General features: G+C 71.1%; 16 protein-coding genes and 2 pseudogenes. 7 read left to right on the top strand and 11 right to left on the bottom strand.

Features of this window, described 5'->3' with window-relative positions; translation table 11 throughout:
* Positions 1-213: 213 nt before the first annotated feature.
* Positions 214-1,017 (bottom strand): universal stress protein, encoded by an 804-nt coding sequence (locus tag ACFSKW_RS02130; RefSeq protein ID WP_379568509.1) that lies wholly within the window; start codon positions 1,015-1,017, stop codon positions 214-216.
* Between the two features lie 470 nt (positions 1,018-1,487).
* Here ACFSKW_RS02130 and lanKC (ACFSKW_RS02135) point away from each other — a divergent pair, with 470 nt between their 5' ends.
* From lanKC (ACFSKW_RS02135) to ACFSKW_RS02150, 4 genes are all read left to right on the top strand, one after another.
* A complete protein-coding gene (gene lanKC / locus ACFSKW_RS02135; RefSeq protein ID WP_379568511.1) occupies positions 1,488-4,055 on the top strand; it encodes a class III lanthionine synthetase LanKC in 2,568 nt (855 codons plus the stop codon).
* Between the two features lie 185 nt (positions 4,056-4,240).
* Positions 4,241-6,841 carry a class III lanthionine synthetase LanKC gene (gene lanKC, locus ACFSKW_RS02140; RefSeq protein ID WP_379568513.1) on the top strand — a complete coding sequence of 867 codons (2,601 nt, stop codon included), beginning with the start codon at positions 4,241-4,243 and terminating at the stop codon, positions 6,839-6,841.
* Positions 6,838-8,127: an MFS transporter gene (locus ACFSKW_RS02145; protein WP_379568515.1), complete on the top strand. Its 1,290-nt coding sequence runs from the start codon at positions 6,838-6,840 to the stop codon at positions 8,125-8,127. The genes lanKC (ACFSKW_RS02140) and ACFSKW_RS02145 overlap by 4 nt, the downstream gene beginning before the upstream one ends.
* Positions 8,124-9,083 (top strand): LLM class flavin-dependent oxidoreductase, encoded by a 960-nt coding sequence (locus ACFSKW_RS02150; protein ID WP_379568517.1) that lies wholly within the window; start codon positions 8,124-8,126, stop codon positions 9,081-9,083. Before ACFSKW_RS02145 ends, ACFSKW_RS02150 begins: the two co-directional genes overlap by 4 nt.
* Before the next feature lie 29 nt (positions 9,084-9,112).
* Here the strand turns inward: ACFSKW_RS02150 and ACFSKW_RS02155 are convergent.
* Positions 9,113-9,215, bottom strand: a pseudogene (locus ACFSKW_RS02155) (agmatine deiminase family protein); the annotation flags it as partial.
* 24 nt (positions 9,216-9,239) lie between these two features.
* Positions 9,240-9,497, bottom strand: a pseudogene (locus ACFSKW_RS02160) (agmatine deiminase family protein); the annotation flags it as partial.
* Between the two features lie 23 nt (positions 9,498-9,520).
* Here ACFSKW_RS02160 and ACFSKW_RS02165 point away from each other — a divergent pair.
* Positions 9,521-9,874: a TetR family transcriptional regulator gene (locus tag ACFSKW_RS02165; protein ID WP_379568519.1), complete on the top strand. Its 354-nt coding sequence runs from the start codon at positions 9,521-9,523 to the stop codon at positions 9,872-9,874.
* A gap of 332 nt (positions 9,875-10,206) precedes the next feature.
* Positions 10,207-11,058: a universal stress protein gene (locus ACFSKW_RS02170; RefSeq protein WP_379568521.1), complete on the top strand. Its 852-nt coding sequence runs from the start codon at positions 10,207-10,209 to the stop codon at positions 11,056-11,058.
* Between the two features lie 6 nt (positions 11,059-11,064).
* Here the strand turns inward: ACFSKW_RS02170 and fdhF are convergent, their stop codons facing one another.
* The 4 genes from fdhF to ACFSKW_RS02190 all read right to left on the bottom strand — a co-directional run bounded on the left by fdhF (position 11,065) and on the right by ACFSKW_RS02190 (position 19,026).
* Positions 11,065-13,746 (bottom strand): formate dehydrogenase subunit alpha, encoded by a 2,682-nt coding sequence (gene fdhF, locus ACFSKW_RS02175; protein WP_379568523.1) that lies wholly within the window; start codon positions 13,744-13,746, stop codon positions 11,065-11,067.
* On the bottom strand, positions 13,743-15,347 hold the full coding sequence (locus ACFSKW_RS02180; RefSeq protein ID WP_379568525.1) for an NAD(P)H-dependent oxidoreductase subunit E: 1,605 nt from the start codon (positions 15,345-15,347) through the stop codon (positions 13,743-13,745). Before ACFSKW_RS02180 ends, fdhF begins: the two co-directional genes overlap by 4 nt.
* A gap of 239 nt (positions 15,348-15,586) precedes the next feature.
* Positions 15,587-16,732 (bottom strand): acetate/propionate family kinase, encoded by a 1,146-nt coding sequence (locus ACFSKW_RS02185; protein ID WP_379568527.1) that lies wholly within the window; start codon positions 16,730-16,732, stop codon positions 15,587-15,589.
* A complete protein-coding gene (locus tag ACFSKW_RS02190) occupies positions 16,729-19,026 on the bottom strand; it encodes a phosphoketolase family protein (RefSeq protein ID WP_379568529.1) in 2,298 nt (765 codons plus the stop codon). The genes ACFSKW_RS02185 and ACFSKW_RS02190 overlap by 4 nt, the downstream gene beginning before the upstream one ends.
* Before the next feature lie 253 nt (positions 19,027-19,279).
* Here ACFSKW_RS02190 and ACFSKW_RS02195 point away from each other — a divergent pair, with 253 nt between their 5' ends.
* The gene (locus ACFSKW_RS02195; RefSeq protein ID WP_379568531.1) at positions 19,280-19,474 is read left to right on the top strand and encodes a hypothetical protein; all 195 of its coding nucleotides are present in this window, start codon (positions 19,280-19,282) and stop codon (positions 19,472-19,474) included.
* Positions 19,475-19,865: 391 nt separating this feature from the next.
* On the opposite strand, the gene ACFSKW_RS02200 is transcribed toward ACFSKW_RS02195, so the two are convergent.
* From ACFSKW_RS02200 to ACFSKW_RS02215, 4 genes are all read right to left on the bottom strand, one after another.
* Complete coding sequence (locus ACFSKW_RS02200) at positions 19,866-20,516, bottom strand: CBS domain-containing protein (RefSeq protein WP_379568533.1); 651 nt, start codon at positions 20,514-20,516, stop codon at positions 19,866-19,868.
* 242 nt (positions 20,517-20,758) lie between these two features.
* Positions 20,759-21,604 (bottom strand): universal stress protein, encoded by an 846-nt coding sequence (locus tag ACFSKW_RS02205; RefSeq protein ID WP_379568535.1) that lies wholly within the window; start codon positions 21,602-21,604, stop codon positions 20,759-20,761.
* Between the two features lie 682 nt (positions 21,605-22,286).
* On the bottom strand, positions 22,287-22,577 hold the full coding sequence (locus ACFSKW_RS02210; RefSeq protein ID WP_379569199.1) for a hypothetical protein: 291 nt from the start codon (positions 22,575-22,577) through the stop codon (positions 22,287-22,289).
* A complete protein-coding gene (locus ACFSKW_RS02215) occupies positions 22,559-22,714 on the bottom strand; it encodes a hypothetical protein (protein WP_379569201.1) in 156 nt (51 codons plus the stop codon). The genes ACFSKW_RS02210 and ACFSKW_RS02215 overlap by 19 nt, the downstream gene beginning before the upstream one ends.
* Positions 22,715-22,795 lie beyond the last annotated feature (81 nt).

The following is a 22,795-nucleotide window of genomic DNA, read 5'->3' on the forward strand; positions in this document are numbered from 1 at the left end:
ACCTCCCATCCATCCGTCCGGCGAGCTGCTAGGACAGGGGCGAAAGGCCCTGAGGGCAAGGGCGAAGGTCACACCGGGCGCGGAGCCGATCGGCTCATGCAGACCGCCATCTGGCTTCGCGGCCACGCGGCCACCGCCGCCGGCTGATGTCGACCACTCACGCCACGGCCGCCCTCGGGCGGCAGGCGGTCGGCGCTGCCGCTGCCGGGCCGGTCACGTATCCGTCCGTGGCGGCCGGGCGATCATGACAGGGCAGGCGGCGTGCTGGGCGCAGTAGTCGCTGGTGGAACCCAGAAGCGAACCGGACAGCGGGTTGTGCCCCCGTGAGCCGAGGACGAGCAGGTCGGCGTCGGCGCTCAGGCGCGTCAGGACCTCGGCAGGGTGACCGTCGACGACGACGGCCTCCGCGCTCAGGCCGGCGGAGCTCAGCTCGTCCGCCACGAGCTTCTCACCCCACGCGTGAAGCTGCTCGCCGCCAGGGGTCATCAGCTCGACGCCCAGAGGGTCCCAGTACACGGCGTGGACCACGAGGAGGACGGCGCCGCGCAGAGCGGCCTCTCGGCCCGCCTGGCGCAGCCCGAATCGGGCGTGGAGCGATCCGTCGACGGCGGCGATGACGCGACCGTGAGCGCGCTGCGCCTTCGGGCGGTCGGGGACGACGGTGACCGAGCAGGGGGCGTGATGCAGGCACGCCCTGCTGACCGATCCCAGCAGCATGCCGGTGAACTGGCTGCGACCACGACACCCGACGACCAGCAGGTCGTCGCCGGTGCACGCTCCCGTCAGCTCGGCCGCGACCGCGCCGTATCCCAGCCGGCAGGTGACACGGCGGATGTCACCGGTCTCATGTACGGCGCGCCGTATCGCCTTCAGGACGGCCTCCTCGACCACCGGTCGTTGCGGCAGGACAGTCCACGCGAGGAGTTCCGCGCCATGCAACTCGGCCTCGTGTGCCGCCCATGCCAAGGCCAGGGCCGCCCCGCGAGAGCCATCGAATCCGACGATGACGCGTTCCATGGAGAATCCCCTCAACGGCACCGAGCGCACTCGGCGAGTGAAGTCCACGCTCAGAAGCTCAGCGAGCGAACTCCTACCCACCAGGGTGACGGCAAGGGGCGCGAAGTCACGGTCGCGGGCCCGCCATCATGTCGCAAGCCGTTGACAAAGCGGGGCCCGGGCTCCCGGCTCCCCGTGGCCGGGGCGGCGACGACGAACTCCGTGCGGGAGCTCCCGTGCCGGCCCCGGCCTCCAGCGGCCTTCCCCTCGGTCGGCACGTTCAGGGTGTCCCCGCTGGTCGCGCTACTCGGCGCCGCCCTCCGGCGACCGGAAGCCGCCGCGCCCGGGTCCCGGCGAGCGCCGTGCCGGGACGGTGGCGCGCCCGCGCCGGACGATGTCAACCCCGAAGCTTGGGGATACCTCGGCGCCTGCCGTCTTCGCCATTCTCAGGGAGCGGCCGAGAGGCACCGCGGCGAGGGCGGGAGATTGCTGTGAAGCACGTCAACGACTACGACCGGTTCTATGTCGCCGATCCGGATTTCTTCGAGGCTCCGGACAGGATTCCCGACGGGGACAGCCGTCTCTCCTTCTTCTCGGCGGATGTGCCCGCGGGCTGGCGGCGTGAAGAGAACGGGTGGTGGGTTCGCCTGAATCCGTCCGCCGAGGCAGAGCCCGAACAGGGGTGGATGATCCATGTCTCGGTCGCCGAGCATCTCGTCGAGCGCACGCTCGAGATTGTGGGCGGGTACTGCCTGCATCACTCGATCGGATTCGAGGGCATCCGCAGCCGCCTGGCCGCCCGCGCGCTGAACGCCAAGCGCGCCGACCGCAGGCGAAGCGGCCGGCTGATCACGCTGTTCCCCGTGGACGAAGCGCGGTTCACGACCGCGCTGCTCGACCTGGACGCCCTGGTGAAAGGACAGCCGGGCCCCTATGTGCTGGGCGCGCTGCGGCACGGCTCCGGCCCGCTCTATTGCCGGTACGGCTCATTCGTCCCGGCCGTCGAGACCGACGAGCACGGCGAACCGGTGAGCGGACTTCGCCGCCCGGACGGCCGGTCGGTCGTGGAGGACAGCGCTCCGGTGTTCCGTCCACCTGAGTGGATCTCCGTCCCGGAGGTGCTGGAGGCGGATCTGCGAGCGATGCGCGAAACCGTCCGAGGCGCTCTCCCGTACCGCATCGAGCGCGTCCTGGCGATCACCAACGCCGGCGGCACGTATGTGGGCGCGGATCGCCTGACCGGCGCACAGGTCGTCCTGCGGGAGGCCCGGCCGCACGCGGGTCTCGACGAGCACGGCGAGGACGCGGTGACCCGGCTCGACCGGCATCGCGCGGCGCTGGAGCAGGCCGCGGGCCTGGAATGCGTGCCGGAACTGCTCGACTACCGCACCTTCGGCGAACACCGGTTCCTGATCGAGGAATTCGTCGAAGGCGTGCGGCTGAACCTTTCGGTGCTCGCCACCCTGCCGTTGCTCACTCACCAGGAGGCCGTACGCGAGTCCGGGGCCGTCGCCACGTACACGAAATGGGCGACGGAGATCCTGGACAAGCTGCGCGACGCGGTGGACGGACTGCTCGGTCGCGGGATTCGGCTGGGCGAAGTCGACCCCGAGAACGTCGTGATCCGCCCGGACGGGCGCATAGCACTGGTTGATCTCGAGTCGGCGACATCGCTCGGCGATGACCGTCCTCCGGCGGCCGACGACCCGCAGTTCTGCGTCCCCGCAGGCGTCCGCGGAGCAGCGGCGCACGACCATCTGATCAGCAGGATGCGGCTGTGGCTGTTCCTCCCACTGCCGTATCACGAGCGGGCCAAGGTGCGGACGCTGGCCGAGGCCGTCACCCGGCACTACCCGGTGCCGCCCGATTTCGGCGCGAACCTGGTGCACGTACTGGGGTGCTCCGACCCCGACTCCGCCGGGCATGCGCTGGACCGGCCAGAGGCGAACTGGCCGAGGATCCGCGACTCTCTCGTCCGCGGCATCCATGCGGTCGCGAGCCCGCATCGGCGGGACCGGCTCTTTCCTGGGACGCCCACGACTCCCACGACGATCGGCGGCTACCCGCTCGGGTACGGGGCGGCGGGGGTGCTCTACGCCCTTGGCCAGGCGGGTGCCGAGATTCCGCAGGAGTACGTCGAGTGGCTGGCGAAGGCGGCCCTCGACGATCCCGCTCCCCTGCCGGGCCTCTACGACGGGCTACACGGGGTGGCGTTCGTCCTTGACCACCTCGGTCACCGCGAGACGGCACTCACCGTGATCGACCGTTCCCGGCCGCTGGACGAGGCGGCGCGCTCGGCGAACCTCAACAGCGGCCTGGCGGGCATCGCGCTGAACCTCCTGCATTTCGCCAGGGTGACCGGCGACGAGGAGATGCGGGCCCGCGCCATACGCCTGGGCGACGACCTCGCCGAACGCCTGCGGGACGGGTTCCCTGCGACCCCCGGCGGGCCGGAGCCGTTCGGCCTGCTGCACGGCCCGACCGGGCCGGCCCTGCTCTTCCAGCACCTGCACGCACAGACCGGCGAGCCCCGCTACCTGGACCTGGCCGACCTGGCCCTACGGCACGACCTCGACCGGTGCGTGACCCGTCCCGACGGCACGGTGCACCTGTTCGACGGCATCCGCTACCTGACATACCTGCACGGCGGGAGCAACGGTCTGGCCTTCGTCCTGCGCAACCAACTCCGGCACCGCCCGGCCCCCGATCTGCGAGCGGCGCTCGAGGGCATCAGGCGCGCGTGCCAGCCGGCCTGCGTCCACAACGCGGGACTGTTCCGCGGCCGCGCCGGCATGATCGCGACGCTGGCCGAGCTCGGCTTCGCCGAGGACGGCCCGGCCATCGCCGACCAGGCCCGCCGGCTCGCCTGGCACGCCCGGCTGCACCGCGGACACCTGGTCTTCCCCGGCTTCCGCATGCGCCGGTTGGCCATGGATCTGGCAACCGGATCCGCGGGCGTTCTGCTCGCCCTCAACGCCGCGTTCGGGGAGCGTACGGGGTTCCTCCCCCACCTCGATTCGCGGACGGCCACAACCGACACCACGGAGGGAGGGAGGTGAGAACCGTGGAGCAGATCCTTGCCCTGCAGGAGATGGAGGAGGACACCGTCTCCGTGCCGTCCAACTGCGTGAGCTGGACGTCGAGCAACACCGCCTTCTGACGCCTGACGTCGGAAGCGTCTCCGGTGCCGGCCGGTCCTTTCACCGCGGCCGGCCGGCACCGGCCCATCGCCTTCGGAGGGGAAATGCTTGCCGAACTGTTTCTGGCGGCGGACCCGTTGTTCGCCGACACCGTGGAGAACGTCGACGATGACGGAACCAGGTTCCAGCCACTCATACGAGCCGGATGGACACGCGTGGAAAGCGGCGGCTGGGTGCAACTGGCCAAGCGGGGTACGACCCTGCCGGACCAGGGATGGAAGATCCACGTCTCGGCCACCGCGACCGACGCGGCGCACGTGATCGACGCGGTCTGCGACTACTGCTTCGAGCACGAATTGAGTCTGAAGTTCCTGCGCAGCAGGCAGATCATGCAGATCGTCAACAGCAAGGTGGCCGCGCGCGGGTCCAGCGGGAAGCTGATCACCGTCTACCCGCCCGAACACCTCCTCGAACGGGCCCTGAACGACCTTTCCGAGCTGCTCGCCGGCACCGAGGGGCCGTACGTGCTGAGCGACCTGCGGTGGGATGCCGGACCGCTGTACGTCCGCTATGGCGCGTTCAAACCCCAGACCTGCCTTTCCGCCGAGGGCGAGCACGTGCCCGCCATCCGGGACCCGGCCGGACGCCTGACGCCCGACCTTCGCGGCCCCACGTTCCGGCTGCCGTCCTGGGCACCGGTTCCCCGTTTCATCGAGACAAGGATCGAGGCGAGGCGCGGGGACGCTTCGGAGCCGTTCCCCTACCGGGTCGAGAAGGCCCTGCGCCTGTCGAACGCCGGCGGCGTCTACCGCGCGACACAGCCGGAATCCGGCCGTACCGTGGTGCTCCGTGAGGCTCGGCCGCACGCCGGGCTGGACGACGCGGGCGACGACGCGGTCACCCGCCTGCTGCGCGCGCGGGCCGTCCTGCAACGGCTGCCCGACGTCGATGTGGTCCCCAAGGTCCTCGCTCACCGCGTGCACTGGGAACACCACTTCCTCGTGGAGGAGTTCGTCGAGGGCGAGAGCCTGCTGGAGGCCGTCGCCCGGCGGCACCCGCTGCGCCGCCCAGGTCACACCGCGGCGAGCCGGGCCGAGTACGCGTGCTGGGCGCTGACCATCCTGGAGCGCGTCGAGTCGGCCCTGGCCGACCTGCACGAAAGGGGGATCGTCTTCGGCGACCTCCAGCCCGGCAACGTGATCGTCCGTCCCGACGGCCGGGTGTGCCTGGTCGACTTCGAGACGGCGCACGAGCTCTCGGACGACCCCGCGTCGGGCCTGGCCACCGCGGGCTTCGCCGCCTCGTGGGCACGGTCAGGATTCGATCCCGACGACTACGCTCTGCAATGCCTGCGCCTGGCCCTGTTCCTGCCCGTCACCCAGCTCATCCGGTTGGATCCAGCCAAGATCGGCATCCTGGTGGACGCCGCCGAGGAGCTGTTTCCCGTGCCTGAAGGCTTCGGACGCCGACTGCGGGAACGTCTCGCCCCGCCTCCGGAGTTCACGGCGCGCGTGCGGCCCGCGTCCCGGCATGGTGGCTGCGCCCGCCGTTCGCATCTCCCCGCCCCGTCCTGGCCGGCCACCCGGGACGCCCCGGCGTGGCCGGCGATACTGGACGCGATGCGCGACGCGATCGTCTGCAGCGCGACACCAGGGCGCGAGGACCGGCTCTTCCCCGGAGATCCCCGCCAGTTCGAGGGGCAGGGAGCCACCCTCGCCTTCGGCGCCGCGGGTGTCCTCTACGCGCTGCACGCCACGGCACGTACCGGCTACCCCGGTTTCGAGGAGCACGTCGACTGGCTGATCCGCGCGAACAGGCGCATCAAGACGCCGCGTGCGGGGCTCTGCGACGGGCTGACCGGAGTCGCCTACGTCCTCGCCGAGCTGGGCCGGCACGAGGAAGCCCTCGACACGCTGAGCCGTCTGCGTGGCATCGACCTTCGCGGGAGCGCGGCCGGCCTGTTCGGCGGTCTCGCCGGAATCGGCCTCGGCCTCCTGCACCTCCGCGACCAGTTCGCCGGCGACGGCCCGGACGAGGAGGCGGCCCGGATCGCAGACCGGCTGACTCGCATGATCGACGGAGACGTGAGCGACGTCGCCACCATCACCCGCCCCGGCCTCATGCACGGCTGGTCGGGCGTCGCGCTGCTGCTCACCCGCCTGTACGGGGTGACCGGGCAGGTGCGCTATCTCGACGCCGCCTCGACCGCGTTGGCCAGGGACATCGCCCACTGCGGCGTCCCGGCCGACGGATGCCTCCACGTACGAGAGGGGACCGAGTGGCATCTGAGCCTCGCGAGGGGAAGCGCCGGCATCGCGGTCGCGCTACGGGAGTACCTCGCCTACCGGGCGGATGACGATCACTACCGCCACGTCCTCGACGCCGTCCGCGCCGGGCTGGGGACGGATCTGATGCTGTCTGCCGGGCTTCTCGAGGGGCGTTCGGGAGTCCTGGCCGTCCTGGCGCATCTGTCCGGCGCCGACGTCGATCCCGCGGTCGACACGCACCTTCGTCACCTCGGCTGGCACGCGGTCCGCTTCCACCGGCACCTCGCCTTCCCATCGGGCGATCTCACCCGGCTGTCCATGGACCTGGGCACCGGGACGGCGGGTGTGCTCCTTGCCGTCCACGGCGCGCTCGGACTGGGCGGCGTCCCGCCGGCCTGGGCCGGTACGGCCCCTCTGACGGCGAGCCCGGCCCGTTGACCCGGCCGTTGACCCGGCGGCTGACGTCGAGGCGCCCGGCAGGTGGCGCGGACGGGCGGCTGTCCGGCAACCGCGACTTCCTGATCATGTCGAGCGGGAACGGCCTGTCGCAGGTGGGCACGGCTGCGGCGGGCATGGTGCTGCCGCTGACAGTCCTGCACTCGACCGGCTCGACGCTGTGGGTCGGCGCGGTCGAGGCCGTCTGGGCGGCGTCGCTCGGCCTCGCATGTGTGCCGGCCGGTCCGATCGTGGACCGCTTCGACCGGGGCACCGTCCTGATGATCTGCGATGCGGGACGCGCGCTGGCCAGTGCCGCGCTGGCCCTCGCCTCGCTCGATGGCCGCCCACCGGTCTGGATCCTCTTGAGTGTGGGCGTCGTCCTGGGTTTCCTCGGCGCACCGTCCAACGCCGCGGTCCTCGCCTCGCTCCGCCAGCTCGTTCCCGGGTCACGGCTGTCCGCGGCCGTGTCGGTGACGCTGGGGCGTATCCAGGCCGCGAATCTGATCGGCCCGATCGCCGGCGGCTTCCTGTTCAGTGTGTCGCCCAGTGCCCCGTTCTGGTTCAACGCCTGCTCGTTCGTCATATCCGGGGTGTGCGTGTTCGCGGTGCGCAGGTCCCTGCGAGCCACCCCGGCCACCGGATCCCGGTTCCTGAACGACCTCACCGCCGGATTCCGATTCGTGTGGAGGGAGAGGCTCCAGCGGACCTGCCTGCTGACGACCATGGCGCTCGGCCTGATCCTCCAGGGCATCCTGCTGCTGGTCATCCTGGTCAACGCGCAGCGCGGCGCGAGCGGGCCGTCAGTCGGCTTCATCGTGTCCGCCGCCACCGCAGGAGCCCTGGTCGGCACCGTGCTCGCCCCCATCGCCGGAGACAGGTTCCCGCCCGTACGACTCGTCATGGGCGCCACCGCGGTCACCGGTTGCCTGGTCGTGGTCATGACCACCGCCCGCGACCGGATCGCCCTGGCCGCCCTGCTCGCCCTGGCCATGGTCGTCATGTCCATCGCCGGAAGCGTCCTGACCACGACCCGGCTGCTGCGGACGCCCGACGACTTCCAGGGACGGGTGAACAGTGTCTTCCACCTCACTCAGTTCGCCGCGGCACTCGGCCCGACCATGGCCGGCCTGATGCTCGACCGCCTGTCCGGCGGCACGGGCCTGCTGATCTTCGCCGGGCTGCTGTGGGCCCTGACGCTCCTGCTGGCCCGGCTGAAGGTCCCGGCGCCGGAGGCCGCGGCCGGGTCTCCCGATCCCGACGCGCCTGCCCCAGGCGGTCGCGCATGACCACCTACTCCATCATGATGCCGTTCGCCCCTGCGCGTCCCCAGCAGATCCTGCCCTACGCCGCGCTCACCCAATGGAGCAAGGCGTACCGCCTGTGGCAGGGACAGGCCGACATCAGCGATCCGAACCAGACCTTCGTGTTCGCGGCGGCGTCAGGTTTCCGCGTCCCGGTCGGGACGGGCGTGCTGCTCATGCCGAACCGTCACCCCGCCACCGCGGCGCAACTCGCCCAGACGCTGGCGATGACCATGGGCCACCCGGTCGTCGCCGGTTACGGTCCGGGCGCCGAGGCCCTCCAGCACGCCTTGCTCGGCATGCCGTATCGGAGCCCGCTGACCGCCACGCGCGAGTACCTGACCATCATGCGCGGGCTGCTGGCCGGGGAGAGGGTCGAGCACGAGGGGGAGTACTTCTCGTGCCGCTTCGCCCTGCGACCCGTCCCTAGCCCGCCGGTCGAAGTCGGCGTGGGGGTGCTCGGACCGGCGATGGCCCGGGTCGCCGGCGAACTGGCCGACGTGGCCATCACCTGGCTGGTCCCCGCCGCCCATCTCCGGGACGTGATCGTCCCCGCGCTTCGCGAGGGCGCCGAGGCGGCCGGACGTCCGATACCCCGCCTGGTGTCCCTCGTCCCTGTGGCCCTCGACACAGACGGACGCGACCTGCCCGATCTGGTGATCGCCGGGCATTCCAGCCACCTCCGCCTGCCGCACTACGCCGCGATGCTGCGAAGGTGCGGTATCGACATCGACACCGCCGACCCCCGCGCCGCGGCGACGGCGTTGATCAAGGGCGGCGCGTTCGTCGGCGGCGGTCTCGCCGACGTCCGCGAGCAACTGCGCCGACATGCCGACGCCGGCGCCGACGAGATCGCTGTGAATCTCTCCGGCGTGCATGTGCGGTACGGCGAGACGACGGCGTTGCGGGAACTCCACATGATCTTGGAGGAGGTCGCCTGAGCATCGCCTGATCTTGCCTGGGTACACCTTCAGGCGCGCTTGGGCATCTGCTGGGTGGAGCAGTGGATGCCGCCGCCACCCTCGCCGAGGGTGTCGACGGGCATCTGGACGATCTCGCGTCGGGGATACCGCGGCGCGGGCGCCGTCGCGGCCGAGCACGAAGATCGGCCCGGAGTCGCGCAGCCACGAGTCGTCGATGGGCAGCTCGACCACCTCGACCGCGTCGCCGCACAGGGCGCGCGCCTGCTCTCCCTGGCCGGGCAGCGCGACCATCGTCACGGGCTCGAACCGCGCGATGGTCCGAGCGACGGCGGCGTACTCCTCCCGCGCCTGTCCGAGCAGGTCCTTCCACAGCTCGTCCCTGGTCGGCCAGGCCATGAGGCATCCGTCGTGTGCGGCCCATTCGGCAGGCATCCGCACGATCTCGTGGGCTACGCGTGGAGAAGCTGGCCGCGGAGGCCGGAGTGTCGACTGCGTTCATCTACTACCACTTCGGCGACCGGGCCGGGCTGATGCGCCGAACCCTGGAGTTCGTCAACGAGCGGGCCGGCCGGTACACCGACGAGGCGAGGGAGATCGGCGAGGATCCCCGCGCCCAGCTCGAACTGCTCCTGCTCCTGGAACTGCAGGACACCCCCACGGTCCGGGAGAACAGCGCGGCGTGGGGTGAGCTGCGGGCGAGCGCGGTGTTCGACCCCGACCTGCGCGAGCCGCTGAGCTCCTCCGCAACCCTGGACCGTGCCCGGGAGCTGGTGGAAGGCGCCGTCACCGCGGAACTGGGCAGGCGATGACGACCATCGCCGGCCCGACGAGCGGGTCCTGGTGGTGCGCGGGACACGGACGACACCTCGCGCTGCGGCGGGCACCGTGAGGACTTTCGCCCCTATCGGAGAAATCGCTCGACGTGTGGAATGACGGGGACGGTAGGGGCATCGGCCATGCGTGTCACGGTGCGTGACGTCTCGTGGGTCAACGGGAGCGCCCGTTCAGGGACATCGCTGAGGTCCTCGCCGCTGACGCGGTGAGCGCGGTACCGGTCACCGCCTGTGGCAGCCCCGAGACGATGCCGTCTGGCGGCGTCAGGTCGTCATGCTCCGGCGCGGAAACATGCGAGGTGGCAATCATGACGAGAGCGATCATCGCAGGCGTCGACGGATCGGCGCCTTCCCTTCAGGCGGTCAGGTGGGCGGCAGAGGAGGCCGTGATTCGTGGCGCTCCCCTTCGTCTCGTGCACGCCACGTCGCGATGGACCTACGACGTCCCGCTCATCCCGCAACCGCCCTCCTGGACGGTGGACGCGGAGGCCGCGGTCGGGGAGATGCTCCGTCAGGCGGCCCAGGAGGCGCGAGCCGGCAGGCCCAAGCTGGAGGTCACCACCGAGATCCTCGACGGCGGGGCGCAGGATGCGCTCGTGGCCGCCGCGGAGGGGGCGGAGCTGATCGTCGTGGGGAGCCGGGGGCGCGGCGGATTCGCCGAATTGCTGCTGGGCTCCGTGAGCAGGCACGTCGCCGCCCGATCCCCCTGTCCGGTGGCCGTCATCCGGCGGTCGCCGGCCGGCGACCGCGGTGAGATCGCTGTCGGCATCGCGGAAGGCCGGGGTCAGGAGCGACTCCTCGACTTCTCCTTCCGCGAGGCCGCGTTGCGCCGCGCGACCTTGCGTGCCGTGCACGCCTGGGTGCATCCGGCCACGCGCGCGCCGGGGGACATGCAGCCGCTCGTGTACGACGTCGAAGGCATCGGACAGGAGGAAGCGCGCCTCCTCGCCGAGGCTGTCGCCGGTTGGCGGGAGAAGTTCCCCGACGTCACGGTCAGCGAGCAGGTCGTGCACGAGCACGCGGCGAAGGCCCTGGTCGAGGCGTCGAGAGAGGTCGACCTCGTCATCGTCGGAGCGCATGGCGGCATCCTCGATCTGGGCGGGACCGTCCATGCCGTCCTGCACCACGCGAGCGCGGCGGTCATCGTGGTCCGGCCCTGAGAAGGGTTACGCCAGGGGCCGCAGGCGCACGGCGGTGACCTTGTACTCGGGGCACGACGTCACGGTGTCCGCCCGGTCGGAGGTCAGGGTGTTCACCCCGCTGGACGGGAAGTGGAAGGCGCAGAAGACCTGTCCTGGTGCCGTCTCGTCGCTGACCCGAGCGGTGAGCGCGGCGCGGCCGTGGCGGCTCTCGACCGTGACGGGGTCGCCGTCGTGCAAGCCGTGCCTGGCCGCGTCGGCGGGGTGCAGATCGAGCCGGTCCACCGGGTCGAGCCGGATGTTGCCGGTATGGCGGGTCATGCTGCCGGAGTTGTAGTGCGCCCATCGGCGTCCGGTGACCAGGATGAGGGGGTAGTCGTCGTCGGGCGTCTCGCCCGGTGGCAGATAGGGGCAGGCGGACAGGTGGGCGAGTCCGTCAGGGGTGGCGAACCGCTTTCGGTAGAGTTTCGCCTCCCCCGGGTGGCCGGGGTCCTGGCACGGCCACGGAATGGCGCCCTCGCGGTCCAGGCGCTCGTGGGACAGTCCGCCGAAGATGGGCGCGAGCCGCCCGCATTCGGCCAAGGCGGCTGCGGACGTTCGGCAGCCGAGGTCGACGCCGAGGACCGCCGCGAGAGCGTGGACGGCGGCGAAGTCGGTGCGGGCCTGTCCCGGTGGGTCGAGGGCGGGGCGCACCCGCTGGAAGCGGCGGTCGAAGTTGACGAAGGTTCCGTCCTTCTCCAGCCAGGAGGCGACCGGCAGGACGACGTCGGCGCGCTGGGCGGTCTCGGACAGGAACAGTTCGTTGCAGACGACGAGCGGGCAGGCCTCCAGCGCCTCGGCGACGCGGGTGGCGTCGGGGTCCGTGGCGCACACGTCCTCGCCGATGACCCACAGCGCCCTCAGCGTGCCCTCGCGCGCGGCCGCGAACATCTCCGGGATGCGCAGGCCCGGCCGGTCAGGGACGGGAACACCCCACACGGTCTCGGCTCTGACCCGGGCGGCCGGATCGATGACCTTGCCGTATCCGGGCAGGAGGTCGGGCAGAGCGCCCATGTCGGAGGCACCCTGGACGTTGTTCTGACCGCGCAGCGGGTTGACCCCGAAGCCGTGGTCGGTCCCGACCGCACCGCGCAGGATCGCCAGGTTGGCCAGGGCTCGCACCCCGTCGGTGCCGTGGAGGTGCTCGGTGACGCCCAGCCCGTAGACGATCGCCGGCTGTTCGGCGCGCCCGTAGAGGCGGGCCGCGGCGACCAGCTCGCCGACGGGGACGCCGGTGACGGCGGCCACCCGCTCAGGCGGGTAGTCGGCGAGCAGTGCGGTGAGTTCCGCCAGTCCGTCCGCGCGGTGGCGCAGGAACTCCGCGTCGACCAGGTCTTCGGTGAGAAGCACGTGCGCCAGCCCGTGGAACAGGGCGACGTTGGTGCCGGGCCTGGGGCGCAGATGCACGTCGGCGTGGCGGGCCAGGCCGACCGAGCGCGGGTCGGCGACGATCAGGCGTGAGCCTCGCAGGACCCGCTGGAGCAGGCGCGCTCCGACCACAGGGTGGGCCTCGACCGGGTTCGCGCCCACCACCAGCAGGCAGTCGGCCTTCTCGACGTCGTCGAAGCTGTCGGTGCCGCCTGACAGTCCGAACGCGGCGGTCAGCCCGGCGGCGGAGGGGGCGTGGCACAGCCGGGAGCAGTTGTCGACGTTGTTGGTGCCGATCGCGACCCGCATGAACTTCTGGATCAGGTAGTTCTCTTCGTTCGTCGCCCGCGCGGAGGAGATGGCCGCCACCGCGTCGGGGCCGCCCGCGGCGATGGCGTCCCGCAGGCCGCGGGCCACGTGGTCGAGCGCCTCGGCCCAGCTCACCGGCTCCAGGCGGCCGCCGCGCCGCAGCAGGGGCCGGGTGAGTCGTTCGGGCGAGTGGAGGAAGCCGTGGGCGAAGCGGCCCTTGACGCAGGCGTGGCCGCGGTTGAGCGGGCCGTCACGGTCGGGCAGGACCGCAGCCACCTCGCCGTCCCTGGTGAGCACCTCCAGTGAGCAGCCGACACCGCAGTAGCCGCACGTCGTGCGAGTCCGCGTGGCGATGGGCTTCGCGCCGCCGATCGGCAGTCCCGGCTCGGTCAGCGCCCCGGTGGGACAGGTGTCGACGCAGCCGCCGCAGGACACGCAGTCGGACTCGGCCCACGATCCGCCGGTGCCGGGCGCGACCACCGTGTCGGAGCCCCGGCCGACGAGTGTCAGGGCGAAGGTCCCCTGCACCTCGGCGCACATCCGCACGCATCGCCCGCAGGCGATGCACAGATCCCGGTCGAGGTGGACGTAGGGGTGGCTGTCGTCACGGCCCCGGCCGCCCCGTCCCCTGGCCGTCTCGGGCGGGATTCCCAGCGAGTCGCAGACCCGGGCGAGCTCGGTCGTGCCGTCCTCCGCGCCGTCCAGAGCGGAGGGCGGCAAGGCCGAGACGATCAGCTCCAGCGACTCGCGGCGCAGCGTCGCCACGTCCTCCGTGGCGACTTCCACGACGGCGCCGTCAACGGCCGGGGTCACGCAGGCGGCCACCACGGTGCCGCCGGATCTCACCAGGCAGATACGGCATGAGCCCGCAGGGCTCATGCGATCGTCATGGCACAGGGTGGGCAGCTCGACGCCGGCCGCCCGCACCGCGTCGAGCAGGGACGCACCGTCGTCGGCCAGCGAGACCACCATCCCGTCAACGGTGACTCTCACGCGTCCCACCCCCGCAGCCGCTCACCGTAGGCGCGCACCAGGCTGCGCACCGCGGCGGGAACCCGCCTGCCGAAGGCGCACAGGCTGGCGCCCTCCATCACCCGCAGCAGCCGCGCATACTCCTGCCCGGTCGGCGGGCGGCCCGTCACCAGCTCCAGACCTCGCAGGGAACCGACCCTGCAGGGAGAGCAGGCCCCGCAGCTCTCGGCGGCGGCGAACTCCCACACGTGCCGCAGCACCTGCTCCGGTTCGAGGCGCTCGTCGAAGGCGACCAGCCCGGCATGGCCCAGCGCGGCACCATGGGCGGCCAGATCGGCGTCGGTCAACGGCACATCCAGCCGGCTCGGGGCGAGAAACCCGCCCAGCGGCCCGCCCACCTGCAGGACGCTCAGCTCGGCGCCATCCCGCAGGCCGCCGCCCAGCTCGGTGACGATCGCGGCCACCGGCGTGCCGAGTTCGACCTCGTAGCAGCCGGGCCTGGCGAACCTCTCCGAAAGGCACACCAGCTTCGTGCCGGCCTCAGACCTGGTACCGCGCCGGGCGTAGGCGTGCCCGCCCTGCCGTACGATCCACGGAACCGCGGCGAGTGTCTCGACGTTGTTGACCACGGTCGGCGCGTCCCACAAGCCCTGCTGTGTCGGGTACGGCGGGCGGGGGCGCGCGGTTCCGCGCCCGCCTTCGAGCCCCGCGATCAGGGCGGTCTCCTCGCCCGCGACGTACGATCCGGCTCCCTCGACGACCTCGATGTCCAGCTCGACGCCGCTCCTGTGGACTCCTCGCCCCAGATGCCCGTCGGCGCGTGCCTGCTCGGCCGCGGCCCGCATCCGTGCCAGCGCCCGCGGGTACTCGGAACGCACCAGGACGATCCCGCGGCGGGCTCGGCAGGCGAAGCAGGCCAGGGCCAGTCCTTCCAGCACCCGCCCCGGATCCTCCTCCATCAGCAGCCGGTCGGCGTACGATCCCGGATCGCCCTCGTCGCCGTTGGCCACCACCACCGGGTCGGGTTGCCCGAGCGCGGCGGCCCACTTGGCGGCCACCCTGAACCCCGCGCCACCGCGCCCGCGCAGCCCGGAGGCCGCCACCTCGGCACGGACCTGCTCCGGCGTGGCCGCGCGCACGACCTCCGGCCACACCCGCCAGGCGGCCTCCCCTGCCACGACGCCGGCCAGCACGATCGGATCGCCGGTGGCGTCGGCGGCGGGGATCGGCGGCGCCTGTGGTTCCGCACGGCCGGCAAGCTGATCGGCGAGCGCCGGCCCCGTGCAGGGCGTGTCACCGTCCAGGCACGCGGGGCTCGCGTAGCAGTAGCCGAGGCAGCGCACGGACTGCAGCGACGCCTCCCCGTCGGGGCCGGCCGAGTCGGCGGCGACGCCCAGCGCGTTCTCCACCTCGGGCACGTGCCGGCCCGCGTCGGCGGCGAAGCAGGAGGCGGCGGTGCAGACCCGCACATGACGGCGGCCGTGCCGGGCGACCAGGTCGGCGTAGAAGGTGGCCGGCCCGAGCACTTCCGCGGCCGGCAACCCGAAGCGTTCGGCGATCTCGGACACCCACGCACCGGGACCCTCCGGCCTGCTCTTCACCGTCTCGGACAGGGACTCCACGAGCCGAATGCCAGGACGCCCACGCCGGGCGGCCAACGCACGAAACGCGTCAAAACGCCCATCCGACCTCATGGTCCCCATCATGACCACAGAAGGTTCGGAACGACGCTCGCGCGCAGGTCATCATCGGGTAAGCCGATCGACAAGGCCCGGCCGCCTACGGCCTTCACCGGCGCGGCCGCCGAGCACGTCGTGACCGACGTGGCCGACGTGGCCACGTCGGACCCGAATCGCCGGCGTCACCGGGCCGACACGCCTGTGATCGCCGCGACGGTCTGGCGGGCGATCTCCCATTCCTCGTCGGTAGGGACGACCAGGACGGCGACTTCACTGTCCGCGGCGGAGACCGCCCGCTCATCGTTCGACGGCGCTTCGTTGCGTCCAGGGTCGATGGTGATGCCCAGGCGGTCGAGCCCGGTCATGGACAGCGCGCGCACGCCGGAGTCGTGCTCGCCCACTCCCCCGGTGAAGGCGATCGCGTCCACCCTGCCGAGCACCGCGTAGTAGGCGCCGACGTATTTGCGGATCCGATGGCAGTAGACCTCACGGGCGAGGCGGGCATCCTCGTCGCCGTCCTCGGCGCGCTGCCGTACGGCACGCATGTCGGCCACGCCTGCCAGCGCGAGCAGGCCGCTGTCCCTGGTGAGCGCCTCGTCGGCGTCGACACCTCGGGTCCTGGCGAGGTATCCGGCCAGGCCCGGGTCGACGTCGCCGGAGCGGGTGCCCATCACCAGGCCCTCCATGGGCGTCAGCCCCATGGAGGTGTCGACGCTGCGCCCTGCCTGGATGGCGGTGGCGCTGGCGCCGTTGCCCAGGTGCAGGACGATCAGGTTGACCTCGGAGAGGTCGCTGCCGAGCAGGGCGGCGGCCCGTTCGGCCACGTAGGCACATGAGGTGCCGTGGAAGCCGAAGCGGCGCACGTGCCACTCGCGCGGCACGGCGTAGGTGGCGGCGTGCGGCGGGAGCGTGTGGTGGAAGGCGGTGTCGAACACCGCGACCTGGGGCACGCGGGGGAAGGCGCGCTGGGCCACCCTGATGCCGGTGACGTTGACCGGGTTGTGCAGCGGAGCAAGCGGAGCGAGCCGTTCGACGGCGGCGATCACCTCCTCGTCCACGACCACCGCTGCGCGGAAGCGCTCCCCGCCGTGGACCACGCGATGGCCCACGGCCTCCGGCGAGATGTCGCCGAGGACCTGCAGGATCGCCTTCAGCGCGGCCTCGTGGTCGGCGAAGCAGCCTTTGACGGTCCCGCTGTCGTGGGTGAACCGCCCTTCCTCCTCGCCGATGCGCTCGACCAGGCCCTTGGCCCGGCGTTCGCCGGTCTGCACGTCGATCAGCTCGTACTTGACGGTGGAGGAGCCCGTGTTCAGCACCAGGACGCTCATGCCCAGGTCCAATCGCGGATCTCGGGCAGATCCTCGCCGTACTCGCGGGTGTGGGCACGAGCCTTCAGCCGGGTGTCGGCCATCTCCTGGCGCAGATGCGCCTGGGCGGCGCCGAGACCTTCGACGCGGTCGATGACGTCCATGACCAGGTGGTAGCGGTCGATGTCGTTGAGCATGGCCATGTCGAAGGGCGTGGTCGTGGTGCCTTCCTCCTTGTAGCCGCGCACGTGGAGGTGGTGGTGGCCGTGCCGGCGGTAGGTGAGCCGGTGGATCAGCCAGGGGTAGCCGTGGTAGTTGAAGATGACCGGCTTGTCGGTGGTGAACAGTGCGTCGAACTCGGCGTCGGACATCCCGTGCGGGTGCTCGGACGGCTGCTGGAGCCGCATGAGGTCCACCACGTTGACCACGCGGACCTTCAGCTCGGGCAGGCGCTCGCGCAGGATGGCGGTCGCGGCCAGCGTCTCCAGCGTGGGCACATCGCCCGAACAGGCCATCACGACGTCGGGTTCCCTGCCTTCGTCGGTGGAGGCCCAGGGCAGGATGCCGAGGCCGCGGGTGCAGTGGGCGATGGCCTCGTCCAAGGTGAACAGGTCGAGCACCGGCTGCTTGCCCGCGACGATCACGTTGACGTAGTCGCGGGAGCGCAGGCAGTGGTCGGTCACCGACAGCAGCGTGTTGGCGTCCGGCGGCAGGTAGACGCGCACCACGTCGGCCTTCTTGTTGACCACCACGTCGAGGAAGCCGGGGTCCTGGTGGCTGAAACCGTTGTGGTCCTGCCGCCACACGTGCGAGGACAGCAGGTAGTTCAGCGAGGCCACCGGGCGCCGCCACGGGATCTTCTTCGACGACTCCAGCCACTTGGCGTGCTGGTTGAACATGGCGTCGATGATGTGGATGAACGCCTCGTAGCAGTTGAACAGCCCGTGCCTGCCGGTCAGCAGATAACCCTCCAGCCAGCCCTGGCACAGATGCTCCGACAGCACCTCCATGACCCGCCCGCCCGGAGCCAGGTGCTCGTCGGTCGGCTCCAGTGCGGCGTTCCAGGCCCGGTCGGTGGCCTCGAAGACGGCCGAGAGCCGGTTGGAGGCCGTCTCGTCCGGGCCCATCAGGCGGAAGCTCTGCGGGTTCGCGGCGATCACGTCGCGCAGGAAGCCGCCCAGGACGCGTGTCGGCTCGCTCGACTGCGTCGCGGGCGCCTTCACCTCGACCGCGTGGTCGCGGAAGTCCGACAGCACCAGCGGGCGCAGGATCTCCCCGCCGTTGGCGTGCGGGCTGGCGCTCATCCTCAGCGACCTGTCCGGCAGGCTCCGCAACACGTCGGGCACCGGCCGGCCCTCGGCGTCGAACAGTTCCTCCGGCCGGTAGGAGCGCATCCACTCCTCCAGCATCGCCAGGTGCGCCGGGTTCTCGCGGACCTGTGCGAGCGGCACCTGATGGGCTCGCCACGTGCCTTCGATCTGCACACCGTCCACCGTGTGCGGCCCGGTCCAGCCCTTCGGTGTCCGCAGGACGATCATCGGAAGCCTGCGCTCCCTGCCGTCCTTGTAGGCGGCGATCTGGTCGAAGACCTCGTCCAGCACCCGCGCCATCTCCTGGTGGGCGGGGCCGACGAGATGGGGGCGGTAGCCGTACCCTTCCATGAGCTTGACCAGCTCCTCTTCCGGGATCCTGGCCAGGACGGTCGGGTTGGCGATCTTGTAGCCGTTCAGGTGCAGGATGGGCAGGACGACGCCGTCGCGGCGGGGGTCGAGGAACTTGTTGGAATGCCAGCTTGCCGCCAGCGGCCCCGTCTCGGCCTCACCGTCACCGACGACGCAGGCCACCACCAGGTCCGGATTGTCGAAGGCCGCGCCGTAGGCGTGGGCGAGGGAGTAGCCGAGTTCGCCACCCTCGTGAACGGAGCCCGGCGTCTCCGGGGCGACGTGGCTGGGGACGCCACCGGGGAAGGAGAACTGGCGGAACAGCCTGCGCATGCCCTCGGCGTCCTGCGAAACCTCCGGGTAGCGCTCGGAGTAGGAACCCTCCAGCCAGGCATGCGCGACCGCCGCGGGACCACCGTGTCCTGGGCCGGCGATGTAGATCATGTCCTGGTCGCGCTCGGCGATGATCCGGTTGAGGTGCGCGAAGCAGAAGTTCAGCCCGGGCGTGGTGCCCCAGTGGCCGAGCAGGCGTGGTTTGATGTGCTCGGGCCTGAGCGGTTCTGTGAGCAACGGGTTGTCGAGCAGGTAGATCTGGCCCACGGACAGGTAGTTGGCCGCACGCCAGTAGGCGTCGATTCGCTGCATTGCCGTCATATGCCCGACGTTCCATGATCTATCACCGCGCCGATAGGGACCTTGGTCCTCGATCGGCAGGTCCTATGCCGATTCGCACGGCTGATTCCTCCTGCGCCACAGATGTCAGCCTGACCTCTCCGCGCCGGGACTTGGGTACGCCCTCGTGGTGCCCCCCGAGCCTTCGAAGGGCCCACCGGCGGACGTCGAGGGACCTTCGGCCCTGCTCCTTCACGCCGACCACCAAGCACGCTGGAGCTGAAGGACCCGAGAGATGTCCGAGCACTTCGGCGCCTCGGACGCACGTTCAAGGAGAGGTGACCACGTCATGCCACGATCGATCGGCCATCAGCTCTTCAACCCTCTCGAAGCGGAGCTCGCCGTGCTGAGGAAACGCGTGAGCAGGCTGGAGGAGCAGGTGGAATCGCTGAGACGCGAGCTGGAAGCCGCCGGCCTCCATCGGAGCTGACCGGTTCGTGACATGTATCGCGCACTCCGACTGAGAATGAACCCGACCGGTCGGCTGTCACCTCGACCTGACGACGGGATCACCACGGTCAGGTGCCGCGGCGAGGTCGGTATTCGCCACGGCAGGACTGGCTTGAGCGGCTTCTCGTCGACGTGCAGCCGGTCACGTCACGATGTCGTTCTCAACCTGCGTGACGTCATTTCCTTGATGCCGGCGGTTCGACCGCGCTGATCCGCGCCGACGATCTGGCGCGCCGCCTTACACGGGCACCATGTCCACGGGACCCGGTGCCCGGCGCGGGCGGTCGAGCAGAGTCCCGACGCCCACGCTGACCGACGGCGGATCGCCTGACCGGCGGCTCGACACGCTGACGGGGCGTGCTGGACGCCGTTCACATGATCGGCGGCATGAGGAAGAGGTCGTCCCTCGAGTAGGTCAGCTCGCAGGCCACGTCCACGACCCCCTCCAGCTGCCTGATCCGCTCCACGAGCGCGACAGCCCGGGAGGCGCTTTCCACGTGACCGCCGATCGTGACGACGCCCTTGTCGACAACGATCGAGAAACTGCTGCCGATCAGCTGCCTGATGTCGGCTTCAAGTTCCTCGGCCGGGCGGGTGAAGACCCGCAGCACGTCCGCCTCGTGCAGAGTGCCGATCATGCGGCCGGTGAGGTCGTCGATGACGGGGAGCTGCTTGATCCGGCAGTCGTACATCGTCCGGGCGGCGTCCCTGATGAGCGTGCCGGGCGTGACGGTGATCGCGGGTGTGGTCATCAGCTCGGCGGCCGTCCTCGCCGCCGCCTTTCTGTGCTCGGCACGGGTCCTGGGGCTCTCGAAGACGGTGACCGGGTGCCGTGCCGTGTCGATCTCCTTGAGGATCAGGTCGTCCTGCGAGACCACGCCCACCGGACGGCGGTCGGTGTCGATGACGGTGACCGCTTGCACCGCATAGCGCTTCATCGCTTCCACGATGTCGGCGAACGACGCGTTCTCCAGCACCGCGATGGCTACCCGTCCCATGACGTCCTGGACTTGAACGGACATGATGACCTCCTCAGGTTCACCTCCCAGCCTGCTGGCCCCCGGCCCGCGAGGGCACCGGCGAACGTCCTGCCAGGTCAGGCCATAGGTCCCGGATTTCGGGCACCATCCTCACCGTGCTCGCGGGTGCGGACATGGGCGGCCTCGGCCATCTCCTGGCCCGGCTGCGCGCCAGGCATGACCGAGGCCTTCCACGCGATCGGCAGCGGTCGACACCGTTCTGGAGGACCCGAGCCTTGGCTGACCTAGGCAGTGGGCACGACGGCGACCGGACAGCGAGCGTGGTGCAGCGCACCCCTGCTGACCGAGCCGAGCAGCGACCGTTCCAGGGCGTTCCTGCCGTGGCTGCCGACCACCACCAGATCCGCCACGGCCGACGCCTCGGTGAGCGCCTCCACCGGGTGCGCCTGCCGGACGTCCTCGACGACCTTCACGTCCGGGTACTCCTTCCGGCAGGCGGCGATCGTCTCCGCCACGACCTTCAACTGCCTGTTCCTGATGTCGTCCATGTCGTAGACGAACCCGGGAGAGTAGAGGTGCACCGGCAACTGCCAGGCATGGAGCGCGCGCAGCATGCTGCCACGCAGCTTCGCCTGCTCGAAGGCGTACGCCAGCGCGGGTACGCAGTTCGGCGTGTCCTCGACGCCCACCACGATCTCGCCCCGGACCGGCCCCTGCGCGCCACGTATCACGACGACGGGACAGCGGGCCTGGCCCGCCACGTGCATGCTGACCGACCCGAGCAGCATGCCCGCGAACCCGCCCAGGCCACGGCTGCCGACGACGACCTCGGCGGCCTCTCCCCCCGCTTCGAGCAGGACGGCCGCCGGAGCACCCTGGACCAGTCGCGTGTCCACCGCAACCGCGGGCTGGCGCGCTCGCGCGATCGCCTCGGCGTCGGCCAGCAGCTTCTCCCCCGCGCGGGCCATGGTGTCCGGCCACTCCTGGACCGGCAGCGCCGCGATCTGGTAAGGCCAGCGATCCACCGCGTGCACGATCCGCAGCGGCATGCCCATCCGCAGCGCGTCATCGGCGGCCCACTCCACGGCGGCCTTGGCGGCCGCCGAGCCGTCGAACCCAGCAATGATCATGGCTCCTCCTTCGTCCCTCCCATCCCACGGCGGCCGCTCGCGTCGCGACAGGGGCGAAAGTCCCGGCGCGGGCAGGTCCGAAGGCCCTGGCCCAGCGTGGTGGTGCCCTCTTGCCGCGATCCTGATGCCGGCGGGCGAGGTCAACTGACTCCAGCCGGCCGTCAGAGGCGACGGTCATCCGGCTGGCAAAGCTCAGCGATGACCCGGCCGTGCACGGCATCATCCTGCAGACCCCTCTGCCGTCTGGCGCCCGGCTGCAGGATCTGGCGGCCGCCATCGCCCCGGCAAAGGACGTCGACGGCGCCAACCCGCTCTCGCTCGGCCGCCTGACGGCCGGGCTGCCCGCCTCCGCCACCGCCGCCGCGGTGCTGGCCCTGCTGGACCACCACCAGGTGCCACTGACCGCAAGCAGGTCGCGGTCGTCGGCCGGTCTCTGGTGGTCGGCAAGCCGCTGGCACAGCTGCTGGTGGCCCGCGACGCCACCGTCACGATCTGCCACTCCTGGACCCGGGACCTGCCCGCCGCCACCCGGCAGGCAGGGCGCTGCTGCTGCAGCACACCGCCCAGGCCGCCGAAGATCTTTGACCCGCAGGCAGGCGGCCCTACTTCCTGGGGGCACGGCGTGGGCTGGTCGAGCTGCTCAACCAATGCGCGCAGGAGGAGACCGACCCCGAGCGCACCGTCAGCGGAGATCCAAGCGCTGTCGCCGGCCCCGAAGTCTCTCCAGCACGGCCGCAACCTCATCGACCTGCTCAGGTTCCCGGGTGCACCAATCGGAGACACCGTTGAACCATCGGTTCCAGACAGAGCCGACAGCCCCGGCGGTGATCTCGTCCTCGCCGCGCACGAGAGCGGTGAGATCTCTCACCTCGGGGTCGTATTCGTCTTCAGGAGCCCCCATGGCCAACAGACCTTCGGGGTCGTACTGATCGATCAATTCACGGACAGCAGCAGCTACCTGATCATCAGCCATGACTCCAGCATGCCCCAGCACATCCACCTGCCGCCACGGCCGCCGAATCCGCTGCCGCGCCGGCGCATGCCTTCGCCGAGGCCGGGCTGCGCGGCCGGCCGCTGCGTGTCGTGCACGCATGGGAGGTCCCCGTCCACTTCATCTCCTTCGACAGGGACGCGGCGCCCGACGGCGGGCGAGCCTGCTCGTGGCGGGAAGCGGAGGTCGGTTCTCCTGGC

Source organism: Nonomuraea mangrovi, from assembly GCF_042681425.1.
GTDB lineage: Bacteria > Actinomycetota > Actinomycetes > Streptosporangiales > Streptosporangiaceae > Nonomuraea > Nonomuraea mangrovi.

Coding starts and splice junctions, on each gene's coding strand:
- lanKC (WP_379568513.1), top strand. CDS start 4,241: ATGCTTGCCGAACTGTTTCTGGCGGCGGACCCGTTGTTCGCCGACACC.
- ACFSKW_RS02205 (WP_379568535.1), bottom strand. CDS start 21,604: ATGATCATTGCTGGGTTCGACGGCTCGGCGGCCGCCAAGGCCGCCGTG.
- ACFSKW_RS02170 (WP_379568521.1), top strand. CDS start 10,207: ATGACGAGAGCGATCATCGCAGGCGTCGACGGATCGGCGCCTTCCCTT.
- ACFSKW_RS02190 (WP_379568529.1), bottom strand. CDS start 19,026: ATGACGGCAATGCAGCGAATCGACGCCTACTGGCGTGCGGCCAACTAC.
- ACFSKW_RS02185 (WP_379568527.1), bottom strand. CDS start 16,732: ATGAGCGTCCTGGTGCTGAACACGGGCTCCTCCACCGTCAAGTACGAG.
- ACFSKW_RS02195 (WP_379568531.1), top strand. CDS start 19,280: ATGTCCGAGCACTTCGGCGCCTCGGACGCACGTTCAAGGAGAGGTGAC.
- ACFSKW_RS02150 (WP_379568517.1), top strand. CDS start 8,124: ATGACCACCTACTCCATCATGATGCCGTTCGCCCCTGCGCGTCCCCAG.
- ACFSKW_RS02210 (WP_379569199.1), bottom strand. CDS start 22,577: ATGGCTGATGATCAGGTAGCTGCTGCTGTCCGTGAATTGATCGATCAG.
- ACFSKW_RS02130 (WP_379568509.1), bottom strand. CDS start 1,017: ATGGAACGCGTCATCGTCGGATTCGATGGCTCTCGCGGGGCGGCCCTG.
- ACFSKW_RS02200 (WP_379568533.1), bottom strand. CDS start 20,516: ATGTCCGTTCAAGTCCAGGACGTCATGGGACGGGTAGCCATCGCGGTG.